The 14,371-nt window shown below is 49.9% G+C and carries 9 protein-coding genes, 1 tRNA gene and 2 pseudogenes; 3 read left to right on the top strand and 9 right to left on the bottom strand.

Annotation, left to right across the window (positions count from 1 at the left end):
* Positions 1–34: 34 nt before the first annotated feature.
* The 4 genes from sixA to Q1A40_RS13680 form a co-directional block, all read right to left on the bottom strand.
* The gene (gene sixA, locus Q1A40_RS13695) at positions 35–523 is read right to left on the bottom strand and encodes a phosphohistidine phosphatase SixA (protein ID WP_300000964.1); all 489 of its coding nucleotides are present in this window, start codon (positions 521–523) and stop codon (positions 35–37) included.
* Positions 524–713: 190 nt separating this feature from the next.
* Positions 714–2,840, bottom strand: coding sequence for a fatty acid oxidation complex subunit alpha FadJ (fadJ, locus tag Q1A40_RS13690; RefSeq protein WP_300000962.1), 2,127 nt, complete (start codon positions 2,838–2,840; stop codon positions 714–716).
* Entirely contained in the window at positions 2,840–4,150 is a 1,311-nt protein-coding gene (gene fadI / locus Q1A40_RS13685; RefSeq protein ID WP_300000961.1) for an acetyl-CoA C-acyltransferase FadI, read from the bottom strand. Before fadI ends, fadJ begins: the two co-directional genes overlap by 1 nt.
* 215 nt (positions 4,151–4,365) lie before the next feature.
* Complete coding sequence (locus Q1A40_RS13680) at positions 4,366–4,650, bottom strand: YfcZ/YiiS family protein (protein ID WP_300000959.1); 285 nt, start codon at positions 4,648–4,650, stop codon at positions 4,366–4,368.
* 426 nt (positions 4,651–5,076) lie between these two features.
* Here Q1A40_RS13680 and fadL point away from each other — a divergent pair, with 426 nt between their 5' ends.
* On the top strand, positions 5,077–6,396 hold the full coding sequence (gene fadL, locus Q1A40_RS13675) for a long-chain fatty acid transporter FadL (protein ID WP_300000957.1): 1,320 nt from the start codon (positions 5,077–5,079) through the stop codon (positions 6,394–6,396).
* A 114-nt stretch (positions 6,397–6,510) separates the two neighbouring features.
* Here fadL and mlaA read toward each other — a convergent pair whose 3' ends face one another.
* The gene (gene mlaA / locus Q1A40_RS13670; RefSeq protein WP_300000955.1) at positions 6,511–7,269 is read right to left on the bottom strand and encodes a phospholipid-binding lipoprotein MlaA; all 759 of its coding nucleotides are present in this window, start codon (positions 7,267–7,269) and stop codon (positions 6,511–6,513) included.
* A 518-nt stretch (positions 7,270–7,787) separates the two neighbouring features.
* Between mlaA and Q1A40_RS13665 the strand changes: the two genes are divergently transcribed.
* Together Q1A40_RS13665 and Q1A40_RS13660 are read left to right on the top strand one after the other, a co-directional pair.
* Positions 7,788–8,150, top strand: a complete 363-nt coding sequence (locus tag Q1A40_RS13665) for a hypothetical protein (RefSeq protein ID WP_300000953.1) — start codon at positions 7,788–7,790, stop codon at positions 8,148–8,150.
* 404 nt (positions 8,151–8,554) lie between these two features.
* Positions 8,555–8,629: transfer RNA gene (locus Q1A40_RS13660), tRNA-Arg, on the top strand.
* 358 nt (positions 8,630–8,987) lie between these two features.
* On the opposite strand, the pseudogene Q1A40_RS23195 reads toward Q1A40_RS13660, so the two are convergent.
* From Q1A40_RS23195 to Q1A40_RS13645, 4 genes and pseudogenes are all read right to left on the bottom strand, one after another.
* Positions 8,988–9,062 (bottom strand): annotated as a pseudogene (locus tag Q1A40_RS23195) (PAAR domain-containing protein); the annotation flags it as partial.
* A gap of 67 nt (positions 9,063–9,129) precedes the next feature.
* Positions 9,130–12,596: pseudogene (locus Q1A40_RS13655) on the bottom strand (ImcF-related family protein).
* Positions 12,593–13,801: a hypothetical protein gene (locus tag Q1A40_RS13650; protein WP_300000951.1), complete on the bottom strand. Its 1,209-nt coding sequence runs from the start codon at positions 13,799–13,801 to the stop codon at positions 12,593–12,595. Before Q1A40_RS13650 ends, Q1A40_RS13655 begins: the two are co-directional and overlap by 4 nt.
* A gap of 97 nt (positions 13,802–13,898) precedes the next feature.
* A complete protein-coding gene (locus Q1A40_RS13645) occupies positions 13,899–14,120 on the bottom strand; it encodes a hypothetical protein (RefSeq protein ID WP_300000949.1) in 222 nt (73 codons plus the stop codon).
* Between the last annotated feature and the right edge of the window lie 251 nt (positions 14,121–14,371).

The raw sequence follows: 14,371 nt of genomic DNA, 5'->3' as shown, positions 1-14,371 counted from the left end.
GAAAAGAAAACCATTGTTTTCCCTCACCGGGGCATCAGGCTATTTTTTCTGTTTTAAACTGGCAGGGACTTTTTTGCCAGTTCAAGGTTCCCTTCCCGCTCAGTGAATCAAGCGTGATACTGGCGATCCCGGAAGTAGAGAACATGGGCGGGGATTCTTGCGGGCACAGTGCCGAGACCAGATAGCCAACCAGAGGCAAATGCGAGATAACCAGCACCGATGACACACCTTCAGTGGCAAGCATATTGAGATAGTCAGCAACCCTTTCCGCATCGCCCCCGGGGGTCAATTCTGGCAGGATATCTGTACGCCCCGTAAACGACAAGACTTCACCGACGACAGCCAGGGTTTGTTCTGCGCGCAAATAAGGGCTGACCAGAACTCTGTCAATACTTCCTGCCTGACCTTTCAGCCAGGCGGCCATCAATCGTGATTCATCACAACCGCATTCCGTCAGAGGACGTACTGAATCACTTGCAGCATTCAGAGCCGCATCACCGTGACGCATAATAAACACTTGCATATTGCACCGCTTTTGTTAACCGAGAACACCTGAAACGCCCTTGCAAAGGCAAAGGGTTTGGCAGCCCGGCATTGTGCCTGATTCATACACCGAATGAAACGCTGATATTTACCTTAATGCTGTGAACTCCGTCAATATTTGTTGATAAAATAATCGCTAATAACGCCTGTTCATTGTATTCGGACAATTATCAATCGATAACATCAGTAAAAGTGTGATTTTGTTCTGCCATGGCTATCAGTCGTTCACAGGGCGCGAATCGCTCACCATACACGTTCGCCAGATGTTGCAGGCGATCCACTACCGTCGCTACCCCTAGCTGATTCATATAGTGGAATGGGCCACCAAGGAATGGCGGGAAACCAATACCAAACACACCACCAATATCACCGTCGCGTACTCGGCGAATCACCCCTTCATCCAGACTACGTACCGCTTCATTAAGCAGCATCATCACACAGCGTTCAGCCAGACTTTCACTCTTCAGCCGCACCGCTGGCATAACCCCGAGCAGAGTATAAATCGTTTTATCTGGCTGTTTTTTATTGTTTTTTCCTTTTCCAGAATACAAATAGAAACCTCGGTTATTTTTCCGTCCACGGCGATCGTCCGCCAGAATGGCATCCAGCGCTCGTGGAGGAGTAAAGCGTTCACCATAGGCCTGCTCCAGTATTGGCATAATTTTGGTCCCCACATCAATACCAACCTCATCCAGTAGCTGAATAGGGCCAACCGGGAAACCAAACTTAACCAGAGCCTTATCAATATGTTCAATCGGCTCCCCTTCTACCAGACAACGTAGTGCTTCGTTAATATAGGGGGCCAGAATACGGTTAACATAAAATCCTGGGCTATCACCCACTACGATCGGCGTTTTACCCTGTTTTTTCGCCAGTGCGACCGTGGTGGAAATCGTTTCCGGTCGCGTTCCGGCATGAGGGATAACCTCGACCAATGGCATTTTATCAACCGGGCTAAAATAATGCAGGCCAATCACCTGTTCAGGACGCATGGCATACGCGGCAATATCGCGAATAGGTATCGATGAGGTGTTAGAGGCAAAAATGGTTTCAGCCTTAGCAAACTGCTCCGTTTCGGCCACCATCTGCTGTTTCAGCGCCAGGTTTTCAAATACCGCTTCAATCACGATATCCTGCCGCTGGAATCCTTGGTAATCCGTACTGCCGGAGAGTCGGGCCATTTCCCGCTCTCGCTGTACCGAGGTTATCTGACGGCGTCGCACTTGTTTACTCAACAGATCCCAGCTGTACTTCAGGGCATGGTTAATACCCTCCGGGGTCATATCTTTGATACGAACCAGTAGCTGCCCTTTGACGGCAGTGACACAGGCAATACCCGCCCCCATCAAACCGCCTCCCAGTACACCAACTGAATGCACAGGTTGCGCAGGTGCTTCGCTTCCGGTCTCTTTTTTCAGCGCTGAACTGGCAAAAAACAGGCCGCGCAGGGCCGAAGATTGCGGTGACATGGCTAAGAGACCGAAGGCTTGCGCTTCAGCGTCATAACCTTTATCACTCCCCCGTTCCAGTCCAAGCTGAATCACATTCAGAATCTGATTGACCGCAGGATAATTTCCCTGGGTTTTTTGCTCTGTTTTCTTACTCACTAAACGAAACAGCAGTGGCCGTCCGATACCAGCCAGAAAACGTTCTTTAATCGGTAAACGAGGGATGGGCTTACGCCCGCGCAAAGCCTGAGCAACGGCAATATCCAGTAGCTGTGACTCAGCAACAACCTCGTCAACCAGCCCCAGTTTTAACGCCTGTTTTGCGCGTAGCTGTCGGCCAGTCAGGATCATATCCAGCGCTTTGGATACCCCAATTAAACGCGGTAAACGCTGCGTTCCACCAGCCCCCGGTAGCAGCCCTAACTGAACTTCAGGTAAACCCAGACGAGTTTCTGGCAGGTTTGTACAAATTCGTATATGACAGGCCAGCGCCAGTTCAAGCCCGCCGCCTAAACAACTCCCATGAATTGCAGCAACCACAGGAACGGGCAGTGCTGCAATTTCTGCCATAATTTGCTGCCCCTGATGTGCCAGAGCCTGGGCATCCTCGGCCGTTTTACAGCCTGCAATCATGAAAATATCGGCCCCGGCAATAAAGTTATCGGGTTTCGCGGAGATAAAAACCACGCCTTTAATGCCCGGATAGTCGCGAAGTTGCTGAAGGATCTCCCGGATTTGTGCAGCAAACTCGGCTTTTAGCGTATTCATTCTTTCGCCGGGAACATCAATAGTGATGACTGCGACGTTATCTGCCCGGATCTCCAGGCGAAATGCACTAAGCTGTTCCATTATTCGGCCTCCAGTACCATTGCCGCACCAAGCCCACCTGCCGCACAGGCCGTCACCAAACCAAACCCACCGCCACGGCGACGCAGTTCATGTAAAGTCTGGGTTACCATTCGAGCCCCGGTCGCAGCAAACGGATGCCCATAAGCAATGGAGCCCCCCAGAACATTGAATTGACTTTCATCAACCTCACCCGTTGCCTGAGCGCGCCCCAGTTTTTCACGCGCGAATTGCGCGCTGGAAAGCATCTTTAGATTGGCAAGCGTTTGTGAGGCAAAAGCTTCGTGCATATCAAATAACGTCAGGTCGTTAAGCGTAAGTCCCGCACGGTCGAGAGCCAAGGGCGTTGCCCAGGCAGGTCCCAGCAGCATATCCTGCCAGACATCAATAGCGGTGAATGCATAGCTGCGCAGGTAACCCAAAGGTATCAGTCCGAGTTCTTTAGCACGCGACTCAGCCATCAGAATGACGGCCGCCGCACCGTCTGTCAGCGGTGTGCTGTTGGCCGCGGTGACGCTGCCATGCTTCCTGTCAAACGCCGGACGTAATTTTGCGTAATCTGCCAGGTTGCTCTGTTTACGGATATTATTGTCTTCGCTAATAGACTGAAGATAAGGGGGAACAAAGGCGGTCATCACTTCATTTTCCAGTTTACCGTCCTGCCAGGCCTGAGCGGCTAGCTGGTGGGAGCGATGCGCCAGCGCATCTTGCTGTTCACGAGTAATACCGTGGGTCTTCGCCATTTGCTCGGCAGTATCTCCCATACGTAGCCCTGTGGAGTATTCAGCGATGGCAGGAGGAAGAGGTAATAAATCACGCGGACGCAGGCGTGTGAGCAATTTAAGACGCTGAGCAAGCGTACGGGCTTTGCTTAAATCCACTAAGGTGCGACCTAAATTTTTGCTGACACCAAAAGGCAAAACGGAAGAGGAGTCAGCTCCCCCGGCAATACCCGTTTGAATCGTGCCTGCCATAATCCCTTCGGCAACATTGGCTATCGCCTGAAAACTGGTGGCACAGGCGCGGCTCACACTATAGGCATCAGTATGAACACTCATCCCACTTCCCAGGACAATTTCGCGTGCGATGTTGGGTGCCTCTGGCATCTGAATAACCTGGCCAAAAACTACCTGATTAATGTGTTCCGGTGAAATATTACTGCGAATTAACAGCTCACGAACAACCCAGTTGCCAAGAGAGACAGCGGGAATACCATGAAAAGCGGTAGCCTGACGAACAAAGGGCGTACGCAGCCCACTGACGATGGCAATCCTTGCACCCTGACGCGTAACCAATGGTAGTGCCTGGCTCATAACGCTCCCCTACAGAGAAATAATTAGTGGTCTGACCTGATACCAGTGTTAACTAATTATTTACACTTAGCCAACCCTTTCGGGGAAAAATTGCGAGAGGCAGCACGTTTAACGTCGTGAGAAACAACAAACGGGAAAGGATTTTTATTCTGGGGAGAAGAACAGGTAAAAATGGCTGACTAAGTAAGTCAGCCATTTTTGTTCAAACGGTCAGACTAGCGTAAGCCCAACTGGAAAATCATGGTTTCTGCCTGACAGCTGAACAGGAAATCGATATCCAGGCGCACACCCTCGGCTTCTTCGGTGAAGCGCGGAGTTATTTGGCAAGGTTCGGACTCTACTTCACGCGCCTTAGTGCTCAATGCCGCCAGAGCCTCATCTGCCTGCGCTTTGCTGGTAAACACACGACTATAGGAGGCAACACAATCCGTATTATCAATGACAGAACCGACGTCTATGCAGCAACAAACTGGGGTTTCATCTGCACTATTTCTACTCATGATTAGTTCCTTAGCATTATATACTCAGAATAATTCGGGTTGTTTTAAGCGCTGAGTGAAAAGGAGCGATACCTACCGATAAACGCCCTGACACTCATGGCCATTATTTTACGTCGCTCCGTATTTTCACTCCAGTTGATTATTCTGGTAATTGATGTGAGTGACGTAAATCACACTTAAAAATGATCTAAAACAAATTCCGTCACCGCTATACGGATTCAACATTACTATTTTTTGCTGCCTCGATCATATTTTCGACAACAACTTACAAATAAACACGAAACATTCTTGCAACACACCCACTGGTCGTACCTATACTCCGGTAACTGGTCTGCTTTCTATCTAACAGCACAGTCCCTACTATGCGCGCTTCTGTTACGGTAAGTAGCATTTCTTATATAAATATAAATCAATGAGGTTTTGGTTATGAGCCAGAAAAACCTGTTTACCAAGTCATTTATAGCAATTGCTGTAGCAATGGTCAGCTTACAAGCTCATTCCGCGGGCTTTCAGTTAAACGAGTTTTCTTCCTCCGGGCTGGGAAGAGCCTATTCAGGGGAAGGCGCTGTCGCAGACAATGCAGGATCGGCCAGCCGCAACCCGGCCACTATCATGATGTTTGACAGACCGTCTTTCTCAGGTGGTGCAGTTTTTATCCAACCTGATGTCAACATTTTTGGTAACTCTCCGGCAGGAGGCAGTACCACCGCCAAAAATATTGCCCCTAATGCTTTGGTACCCAACCTGCATTTCGTTGCCCCAATCAACGAACAGTTTGGCTGGGGTGCATCCGTCACCTCTAACTATGGGCTGGCCACCGAGTTTAATGATAACTATCGCGCGGGTTCAGTCGGCGGAAAAACCGACTTGCAGACCGCTAACTTCAATCTGAGCGGAGCCTGGCGGCTTGATCCTAACTGGAGTTTCGGTTTAGGTCTGAATGCAGTTTACGCCAAAGCGAAAATTGAGCGTTATGCAGGTGATTTAGGTACTATTTTAGCAGGTAGCGGACAGCTTCCTGCCGGAACTGAGGGTCTTGTGAGTAGTATTCCGGCAAACAGACTGATTACCAGCCTGAAAGGGGATAAATGGGGCTTTGGCTGGAACGCCGGTGTTCTTTACGAGATTAACAAGGGAAATCGCTACGCGTTAACCTACCGTTCAAAAATCAAAATTGATTTTGATGGCGACTATAAAAGCGACCTGCCTTCTGCCTATAACCCAATACTAGGAAGTTATGGCTTATACGGTACCGGAGGTGAAACCATCCCGGGTTCTTTAGACCTGAACTTACCTGAAATGTGGGAAGTGTCTGGTTACAATACCGTGGCACCTAAATGGGCGATTCACTACAGTATGGCTTATACCCGCTGGAGCCAGTTTAAAGAGCTGAGAGCCACCGCGAAAGATGGTCAGGTACTGTTCCTGAAAGACGAAAGCTTCAGAGACGCCTATCGTCTGGCTATCGGTACCACCTATTTTATGGACGAGAACTGGACCTTCCGCACCGGTATTGCATTTGATGACAGCCCGGTACCGGCAAATAAACGCTCAATTTCCATTCCCGATCAGGATCGTTTCTGGCTCAGCGCCGGGACAACCTATGCCTTCAATAAAGATGCTTCGGTTGATGTCGGTGTTTCCTATATGCACGGGAAACACGTTGATATTAAAGAAGGTCCTTACAGCTTCCGTTCTGAAGGTAAAGCCTGGCTGTACGGGGCTAACTTTAACTACGCATTCTAATCGCGCTCAACAGGCGGCTTTTAGCAAGCAAAAAGGCGAACTCAGGTTCGCCTTTTTATTGCTGACAAAGAAGGAAAAAACGCGATTTTTCCTTCTTTGTCTTTTCAGGAGATACTACATAGCATCGATCTCCGCGAGAGAGTCCTGAATCGCTGCCGCGTTTGGATTCGTTTCCGGACTCAGTTTGCCGCCATTCGCCAGGAAATCGTAACGCTGGAAGTAAGCCTCACGCACCAGAATATAAGGGTCGGAAGACTGACGGAGCAGGCCATCGCTATCCAGTAAACGCGCACGCGTTTCAATCCCTTCCAGGGTCCATTTGCCGACGGACATCGGCCAAGTCAGCCAGGACAACACCGGATAGAGGGTATCAACAACCTCCCCCCCATCTTCACGCGGCGTGACGCTGCCGTATCCAGGTAACACGATATAAGGGCCGTAACCCACCCCATAGTGTCCCAGAGTGCTGCCAAAACGTATCGGATAGGTTCGTTCCAGTTTCGGGTTTGCCATACCAGCAACATCAATAAAGCCGCCCATACCCAGTATTGTATTCAGGAAGAAACGGGTGAAATGCACCATGCCCTGATAAACGTCACCCTGAGCAAAGTTGTTCACCATAGAGGCCGGCTCTTCAAGGTTACTGGTAAAATTGCTCAAGCCGTTACGCGCAGGCTGAGGCACGTAATCACGCCATGCAACAGCAACCGGACGAACAAGATAAGGATCCAGCACGTTCATATTGAAATTGAACATGGTTCGGTTGAACCCTTCCAGCGGATCGGAACGCTCTTGTGGTTTTTTATCAGCCGAGCTGGCGCACCCCAGCAATAAGGTGGTCGCCAATGCCAGTCCGGTCAGGCGAAAATTCATAAGCGTCTCCAATTTTTTTAATCTGCGCTTTCACTGCTCTGCTCGCCCCTACCGGGCGCAAAAAATAAGGTAGTGGTTGCCAAAAAGTTCATCTTCCCTGGCGGAAGTCTACCCAGATACCTGTTCAGTTTTGTAGCGATTACTGCTTTTACTGTATTATACACTAAATAACAGGTATGACAGGAGAGTCGTCGTTTCCCCCTCCTCATCTTAATAACTTCCCGTAACGCGCCAGCTGCCCCAGTCACGTTTGGTCATATTTGTTACAGCATAACAAAAAAAAGATCCGATCGTCTCAATAAAATCATAGATAGAGCCCTGTTATCAACCTGCAACTTCACATACAAAGAGAGTCATGGAAAAATAGAATGCTGATAAAATGAAGGCTGTATGCCAAATAAATCGGGGCTTTCTGAAAACAATATAAATAAGAGTAAGAAAAACCAGATTAAGACTTATTGAAGATTACCGTAAGCATAATATCTCAGTCGAATATCATAATCATCGCAGTAGTAACAATGCACCTATCTACAGCAGGGGATACCACGGTAAAAAAACATCTGCACTTTGGTCATGGCGATAATGATAGTCTCACCATTACTGGTTTATGCAGGATCTGGTGGCCTGTGGCACCCCGCCTGGACTGGCTTCCGGCGCTGGCAACCACATTAATTCCTGGCGGACTGACATACTATATTGTCAATGACACTTATTACAGAAAGCAAGGCACTGAATATATTCTGATTCAGCCACCAGAATATATGCGGCCCGACCTTAACGTTGTTGATTATAATAACAAGCGTTATTACGCACGCAACGGCAGTTATTATCAGAAAGATATCGATGGTAACTATACCCAAAATAATTCGAGTTGCTTGTAGGCACCCAGTTCAGCCCGTCGATGAGCATAGATAAACTCTGTGATTCGGCGGGCTGGACGCAGGTAACACCCAAGCAACTTGAAGTATGACGGGTATATATTGAAGTCCCTCGCCCTGCCGAACTCTGAGTCTTATTGCATCACTGTATATCATTTATATCGCCGTCATACTTAAAGCATTTTCTATTCAGGCGGTCGTGAAAACTCGCCTGAATAGAGATAACACGCCTCTGTTTGCAACATTTAAACCCTACCTCCCCTGCTGAATAATAAATAAACGAATCGGCACCGACATGAAGTTAATAGCGGAAACTACTGCTCTTAGCCCCATAACAGCTTGATGAATCACCCAATATTGCGTAACATCGAAACGCTTCAAAACGGCGGCAAGTACTCGCCAGTAAAGTCCCCTTAGTTAAATGGATATAACGAGCCCCTCCTAAGGGCTAGTTGCAGGTTCGATTCCTGCAGGGGACACCAGTTGACAATTCTCTCGACTTCGCCGCAGTTCACAAAACCCCGCTATTACTGACTTTCCCAAAACACATTATTCTTAGTCGTTCTCTACAGCTCATTGGCAGCCGCATACTTTAACGGATAATCATATAGAAAAGAGAACCATCAATACTGCGTACAAAGGGAGGAGTCTATGACATATTTTTTGCCATACCAGGTGTCCAACCTGCCTGGCATTCTGTATAACCTTTATGCATTAAAGATGTTGTGTATTTTTCTGAAAAGAAGAACATTCCCAGGACAGTTAACCAGACAGCTCAGGAGAGGTCCGCTTCGGAGCCACTGTAAAACCTGATGCCTATTCTGCAGCGGAAGCTACACTGCCCTTCTCGTACCTATCATCCATCATCGACGGAATAAATTTTGCCTTACAGGGGCAAGTACTGTAGCTGTCGAGGTGCGCAGAAGATATAGCTGCGTGTCGCCAGCCTGACAGGCCGCGACCAGATTCTGCATTGTGCTCATTATTCGACGCCATCCATGTCACTGTTTCCGGTGTTGGCCATCAGCGCCTGGGCAGTGGCCGCGCTGCGACACTGAATATTTGATCCGGCAGCGTGAAACCACGTAGATCCAGCAACGCCAGCGGACCTTTTCCGAGTTGTGAACGCAGGCTCCACTGCAGAGTCCGGCCGTCCGGGGCAGTAAAGCTCATCATCCACTGGCTGCGGTCAAGCTGCTGGCGTTTGCCCTGACCCAGCCAGCGAATAAAGCCCCAGGCTCCGCTGTAATCTCCGAACAAACGCGTACCAGCGTTGACTGAAGTCCAGGTCAGCATCGTCCCCGGCTTGTAAGTCTCTCCCGGCCAGCGGAAGCTCTGCCAGTCAGCTATCTGATTGAAGTAGTGCAGCTTTTGTCCATCGATGGTTAGCTCCGTCTCCACTACCTGCGGCACAGGATGCGCCTGTAGTTCAAAGCTTATGCCCTGGCTGCCATCGGTGAACAGAATATCTGACAGCTGGTTCAGCTGGTTAACGGCCCGCAAAAAGGCCGGGTTAAAGTTCAGTCCATGACTGTTGACCCTATCCGGCACCCACTGGCCGCCCTCTTTGTGCAGGACACCGTTAAGCTCTGTCGATAAGAAGCGATCAATACGTCCACTGTCCCTACGCACAAATTCAGCCAGCATCGGTAAAGAGGCATCACTTTTGCTGGAGGCAAAAGGGAAACGACCATCAAAGGCGGCATGCCAGTTAGCCACCACCGAACGGCTCCATTTGTCATTCAGGCTGGCTGCCGACGGCTGAAGCACGGTTTCCCAGGCTTGGGTCAGTGGCTGCACAAACACTGTCCTGCCAAATCCGCTCCACTCCTCGCCAAGACTTGCCGAAATCAGGCTGCCGTACTGCTGGGTGTCGGTAAGATCCACACTTTTGCCCTGGAACACGGTCTGTGCCAGGGTCTGCATCATTGCCTGCGGGTCAGAAGCGCTGGCCACCTGTTGCAGTCGCAGACGCACGCGGGTGATACGGGTCAGATACGTCTGCAGGCTCAGAGAGTTGTCCGCCGACATGACGTTGTTGTCCGTGTTTTTACCCAAAAGCTGAAGCAGCGGAGCGAAAGTTTCATCCAGCGGTCCCAGGGGCACTGCCGCAGACTGGTCAATTGTGGGTTTGTCTTTTCCACCAACCAGAACTTTTGTCGATTTGATAATGGAGTCCGAAAGACCTTCGTTTTGCAGGCCTGTCTGTCCCTGCCAGGCGAGGGTGTTCATCAGGGCAATCAGGGGCGACTGCCGGACATCGCTCATCAGCGTAAGCTGGTCGGTAACGTCCGCAATATTGTTCGCAGGATTAAGTCGCAGGCTGTTGACGAAGCTCAGCCAGCGGCCAGTAAAGTCAGTGAAGTAGCGTTGCGTCAGACGTGCTTTCAGTGTTTCCGGCGACAGGTCTGAGGACATCGCTTTCCGGTTGTCACTCAGCACCCAGCCAATTTCATCACGGCGCGACGTTGCCGCCTTCTCAATGGCCTGCTGAATACCGCCTTCCCAGGCCTGGCGGGTAAACATGCCCGGCACCACCTCATCGGTGGTGAACAGTCGCCGCGCATCGCTCCCGTTGGTCATGTCTTCCAGAGACACATCGGCAAAGTTACGTCGCACGGATTTGAGCATGTTTTCATACAGGGTACTTTCGGCATTACGCCGTCCGATTTGCTGCAACAGGATCTGGCGACTCTGGCTCACCAGTTGCGCATCCGGCGTGATTTTCCACTGTGGTTGCTCTGCCAGTTCGGTGATATAGAAGACCCACAAATCCGGCGACAGGCTTTGCCACAGGCCGGTTGAAATGCCTATCCGTGTCGGCTGCACGGTTTTCAGGGTCTGCGCATAAAACGCGCCGTCGACTTTATCCGGACGGGCCATCATCAACCAGGCTTTAAGCTGGTCATAACCTGGTTTCGCTAACTGTGCACGCTGGTTGCTGTTGGGGGCTGAGTTTACCAAAACGCTGAGTTTCTGTGTCAGCGCCTGATTCGCCGGGTCGCGTATCAGGCGGTTGTTTGCCACACCGTACCAGGGCAGCAACGCATCGAGCAGTTGCCGGTTATGGTCAAGGCCAAAGCGCTGGTACCAGGGTGTACCTTCCTGAATACGGTGCTTCAGGCGACCGGCGTCATTACGCAGCGTATACAGAGCCGTCAGCTGGTAATCCGATACAGAAGGATGTTCCACCAGGGCATGAACCTGATCGGCAACAGAGACTATCTGCATGCGGTTGATCACGAAAGAAAGCAGTATTCCCACACCCCAGACACCAATAATGGTCATCAGTGTCCAGGCAAGGGTCTGCTCCCAGGCCATACTGACACGGCGTCCATGCACGCGGGTACAGTCATCCACGATGCCCTGCCAGGTTGCTGGCAGGATCAGGGCGTGATGCTGAGATTCGGGGACATATTTCTCAGCGCTGGCTGTTCCCGCAGGCGTATGAACAGGATGACTGTCCGGCAGGCTGAACATCAGACCACGCAGCGGAACACGCTGCTGGGAGGAAGTTAACCATGGCACCAGTTGTTGAGTCCAGCGGGCGATACCGCGGTCTTTGAGGTGCTGACCCAGGCGCAACAGGAAGTCGTGGCCGTTGTTCTCGGCGACCTGACTCACCCCCTGTATTCGCAGGGTCGGCAGCATCAGCTCGAGCTGACGGGTAATATCGTCAGCTTTGGCACGCAGCGGGAAACTGGCTCCTACCGCTTGTTCAGTACGTTTTGCCTGTGACCACTTGCTGTCACACAGCTGCCATAGCCAGACCGGCGCGGAATAACGGAGCAGTTCGCTAATTTTTTCCAGCCCACGTAAATCGTTGTCGCTGATTTGTGGAGTCAGATTAAGCGACCGCGGCATAACGCGCACAATAGCGTCCAGTGGTCGTCCGCGGCGCAGTTTTCGCAGCGCGGTGTATTTCTCTTTATCGGGCTCAGTAGTCAGGCTGCCGCCGTAAATCAGAACGGTACAATTGCCTTCAAGCCACTGGTTTTCCTGCAGGCCAGGTACCAGCTGTTCGATTGCCGCCTCATCGCCAGTGATTAACAACAGACGGGTTTTACGACACCAGTAAAAGCCAGTACGGGCGAGGAGATGTCCCCGAATCTTGTTACACATATCCACCGCAGGGTGAACAGGCGCTTTATCATTTTCCCGTTTCTTTTTCTCATCATCACCGTGGGTGTTGTCGACAAGCGTATTAAACTCCTGCTTACCGGTACTGCATACCGCCACCAGAAGCACCACAGATACGATAAGGACACAGCCTGAAATACATCCGCCAGCGATAAGCCAGTAAATTTGTTGCGGGCTACCATTTTCAATCCCGGCTATATCAGGACGCTTCCAAACCATGAACGTCATAACGGCTAGCAGCAAAAAGAAAATCAATACGGCAGCAAGATAGCGGCCTTCCGTAGTCTTCGGTGCTAAAGGTAGCTTCACGGATCCATCTCCTGTCGGGAAGAAATCGGAGTAATGAGCGTGCTCCACAGCACATTCTGTGTGGTATCACCGCAGATAATCATCTGTGGTGACTGAGTTTGTCGGGCAATTTCAGTAGCAGCAGCGATAGCCAGCCAGGGGGCCGCAGCACCGGCATGTCCCATGGAGGTATCGAGCGAAATGACGGCTCCGTCCTGTACAGACTGCGCAGGGTGAGCATTCTGGCACGCGATAACTTCCGTGCGCTGCTCCCCTGTCAGCCCGGCAAGCCATAAATTTTTCACGATATTTTCTTTGAGCGGGACGTTATAGGCGGCCATGTTCATCCCCTCCCTCAGCTCACCAGTTGGGGCAGCATCTGGCCGGTGCAGCAGCGCGAGAGGTTCGAGTGCCTCTTGGGTCAGGCGGTTGCCAAGGAGCAGAGCAACGGCTGCTTCAGCAGTATTGTCTGAAACAACCGGATCAATCTGAAGGCCAATAATCAATAACATCGCATCATCTTTAATACGCTGATCCAGCCAATGGCTGACTACCCCCGGCCCATTGCTGCCTGTGTACTCAAGAGCGCAGGTTATGCCACTCTCCTGCCAGGCTTCCTGCCAGATATCCCTGACAGCAGGGAATGACAGAGATGACGAGACATCGAGGATGACAACAAGCGAAGCGGTCTCCAGAAACGGGTGAACGGGAAGATCAGCAATGAGTTCAGAGAACAAACGTGAGATGAGCAATCCAGGAGTATCTTCTGGTTCTGCAGTAATACGGCTCAGCCTCCTGCCTTTTTCGCCTTTCCAGTCCGACTGCGAAATGATAATGCTGTGATTATTGAGCATATTATCAGCGACAGAGCGATGTCCGTCTTCCTGATGGGCTGTAATAAATGTCGTATTCAACACCTGAAGTGCACGACGAGCCCTACGCGTCTCACTCAAGATCCATTGCTCCCGACGCCGGTCAAAACCATTCGCTTTACTGTCCAGTAATGACCAGATCAACATGCGAAAACCGAAAGTTACAATCCAAACAACAATGGGGGTAGCAATAGCGACCAACCAGAAATGGTTGTTATCGATGTATCGCCCAAATATACGCATGAAGATCACGCTGATGACCGACATCGCTACCAGGACAACAAACCAGCGCGATATTTTTGGTCGTTCTGGCCTAGGGTAACGTTCAGGAAGATGTTTAAGTGAATACGACATTAATTATCTCGATATGAAATCACCACAAACTAATTTTATGATTATGAGAAACGCTCATCGTAATAAAACTTGGTTTCATACTGCATCCTCAAGATCTCTACTCAGTAGATACCTTGGATAAAACACTTTTAGGGTAATGGCTCAGACATTCAGGGCTTGCACTTACATTAAAATGGCTAACTCGGCCTATAATATTAATATACATAGCATTTACTTCAGGCAATCCATCTTTAGTAATATCACGATAAAATACCCCACCAACTCCACGATTAGATTCACTTAAATATATGACTTCGTTAGTTGGCTTGCCATTTTTCATGCTAAATATAACCAATGAATCTAATTTTAAAAGAGTGTCATTTAAAATATAAGATGGCCATCGATTGTTAACCTGTCGTCACCCCAAGAATAATTTACTTCACTGCTACTCGTTAGAAGAATATATGAATTATCTTTGCTAGCTTCAGTGTTCGTAACTTCATAAACATCAGAAATTACATTAGTACGAATCATAGTGCACATTAACATGGATTCTTTGTCAACATTATCATTTGCAAGACAATAACTTGT

The sequence above is a fragment of the uncultured Cedecea sp. genome (assembly GCF_947498825.1).
Lineage (GTDB): Bacteria > Pseudomonadota > Gammaproteobacteria > Enterobacterales > Enterobacteriaceae > JGM124.
The sequence above is the reverse complement of the archived record's forward strand: the minus strand, read 5'-3'. Positions and strand labels throughout refer to the sequence as shown.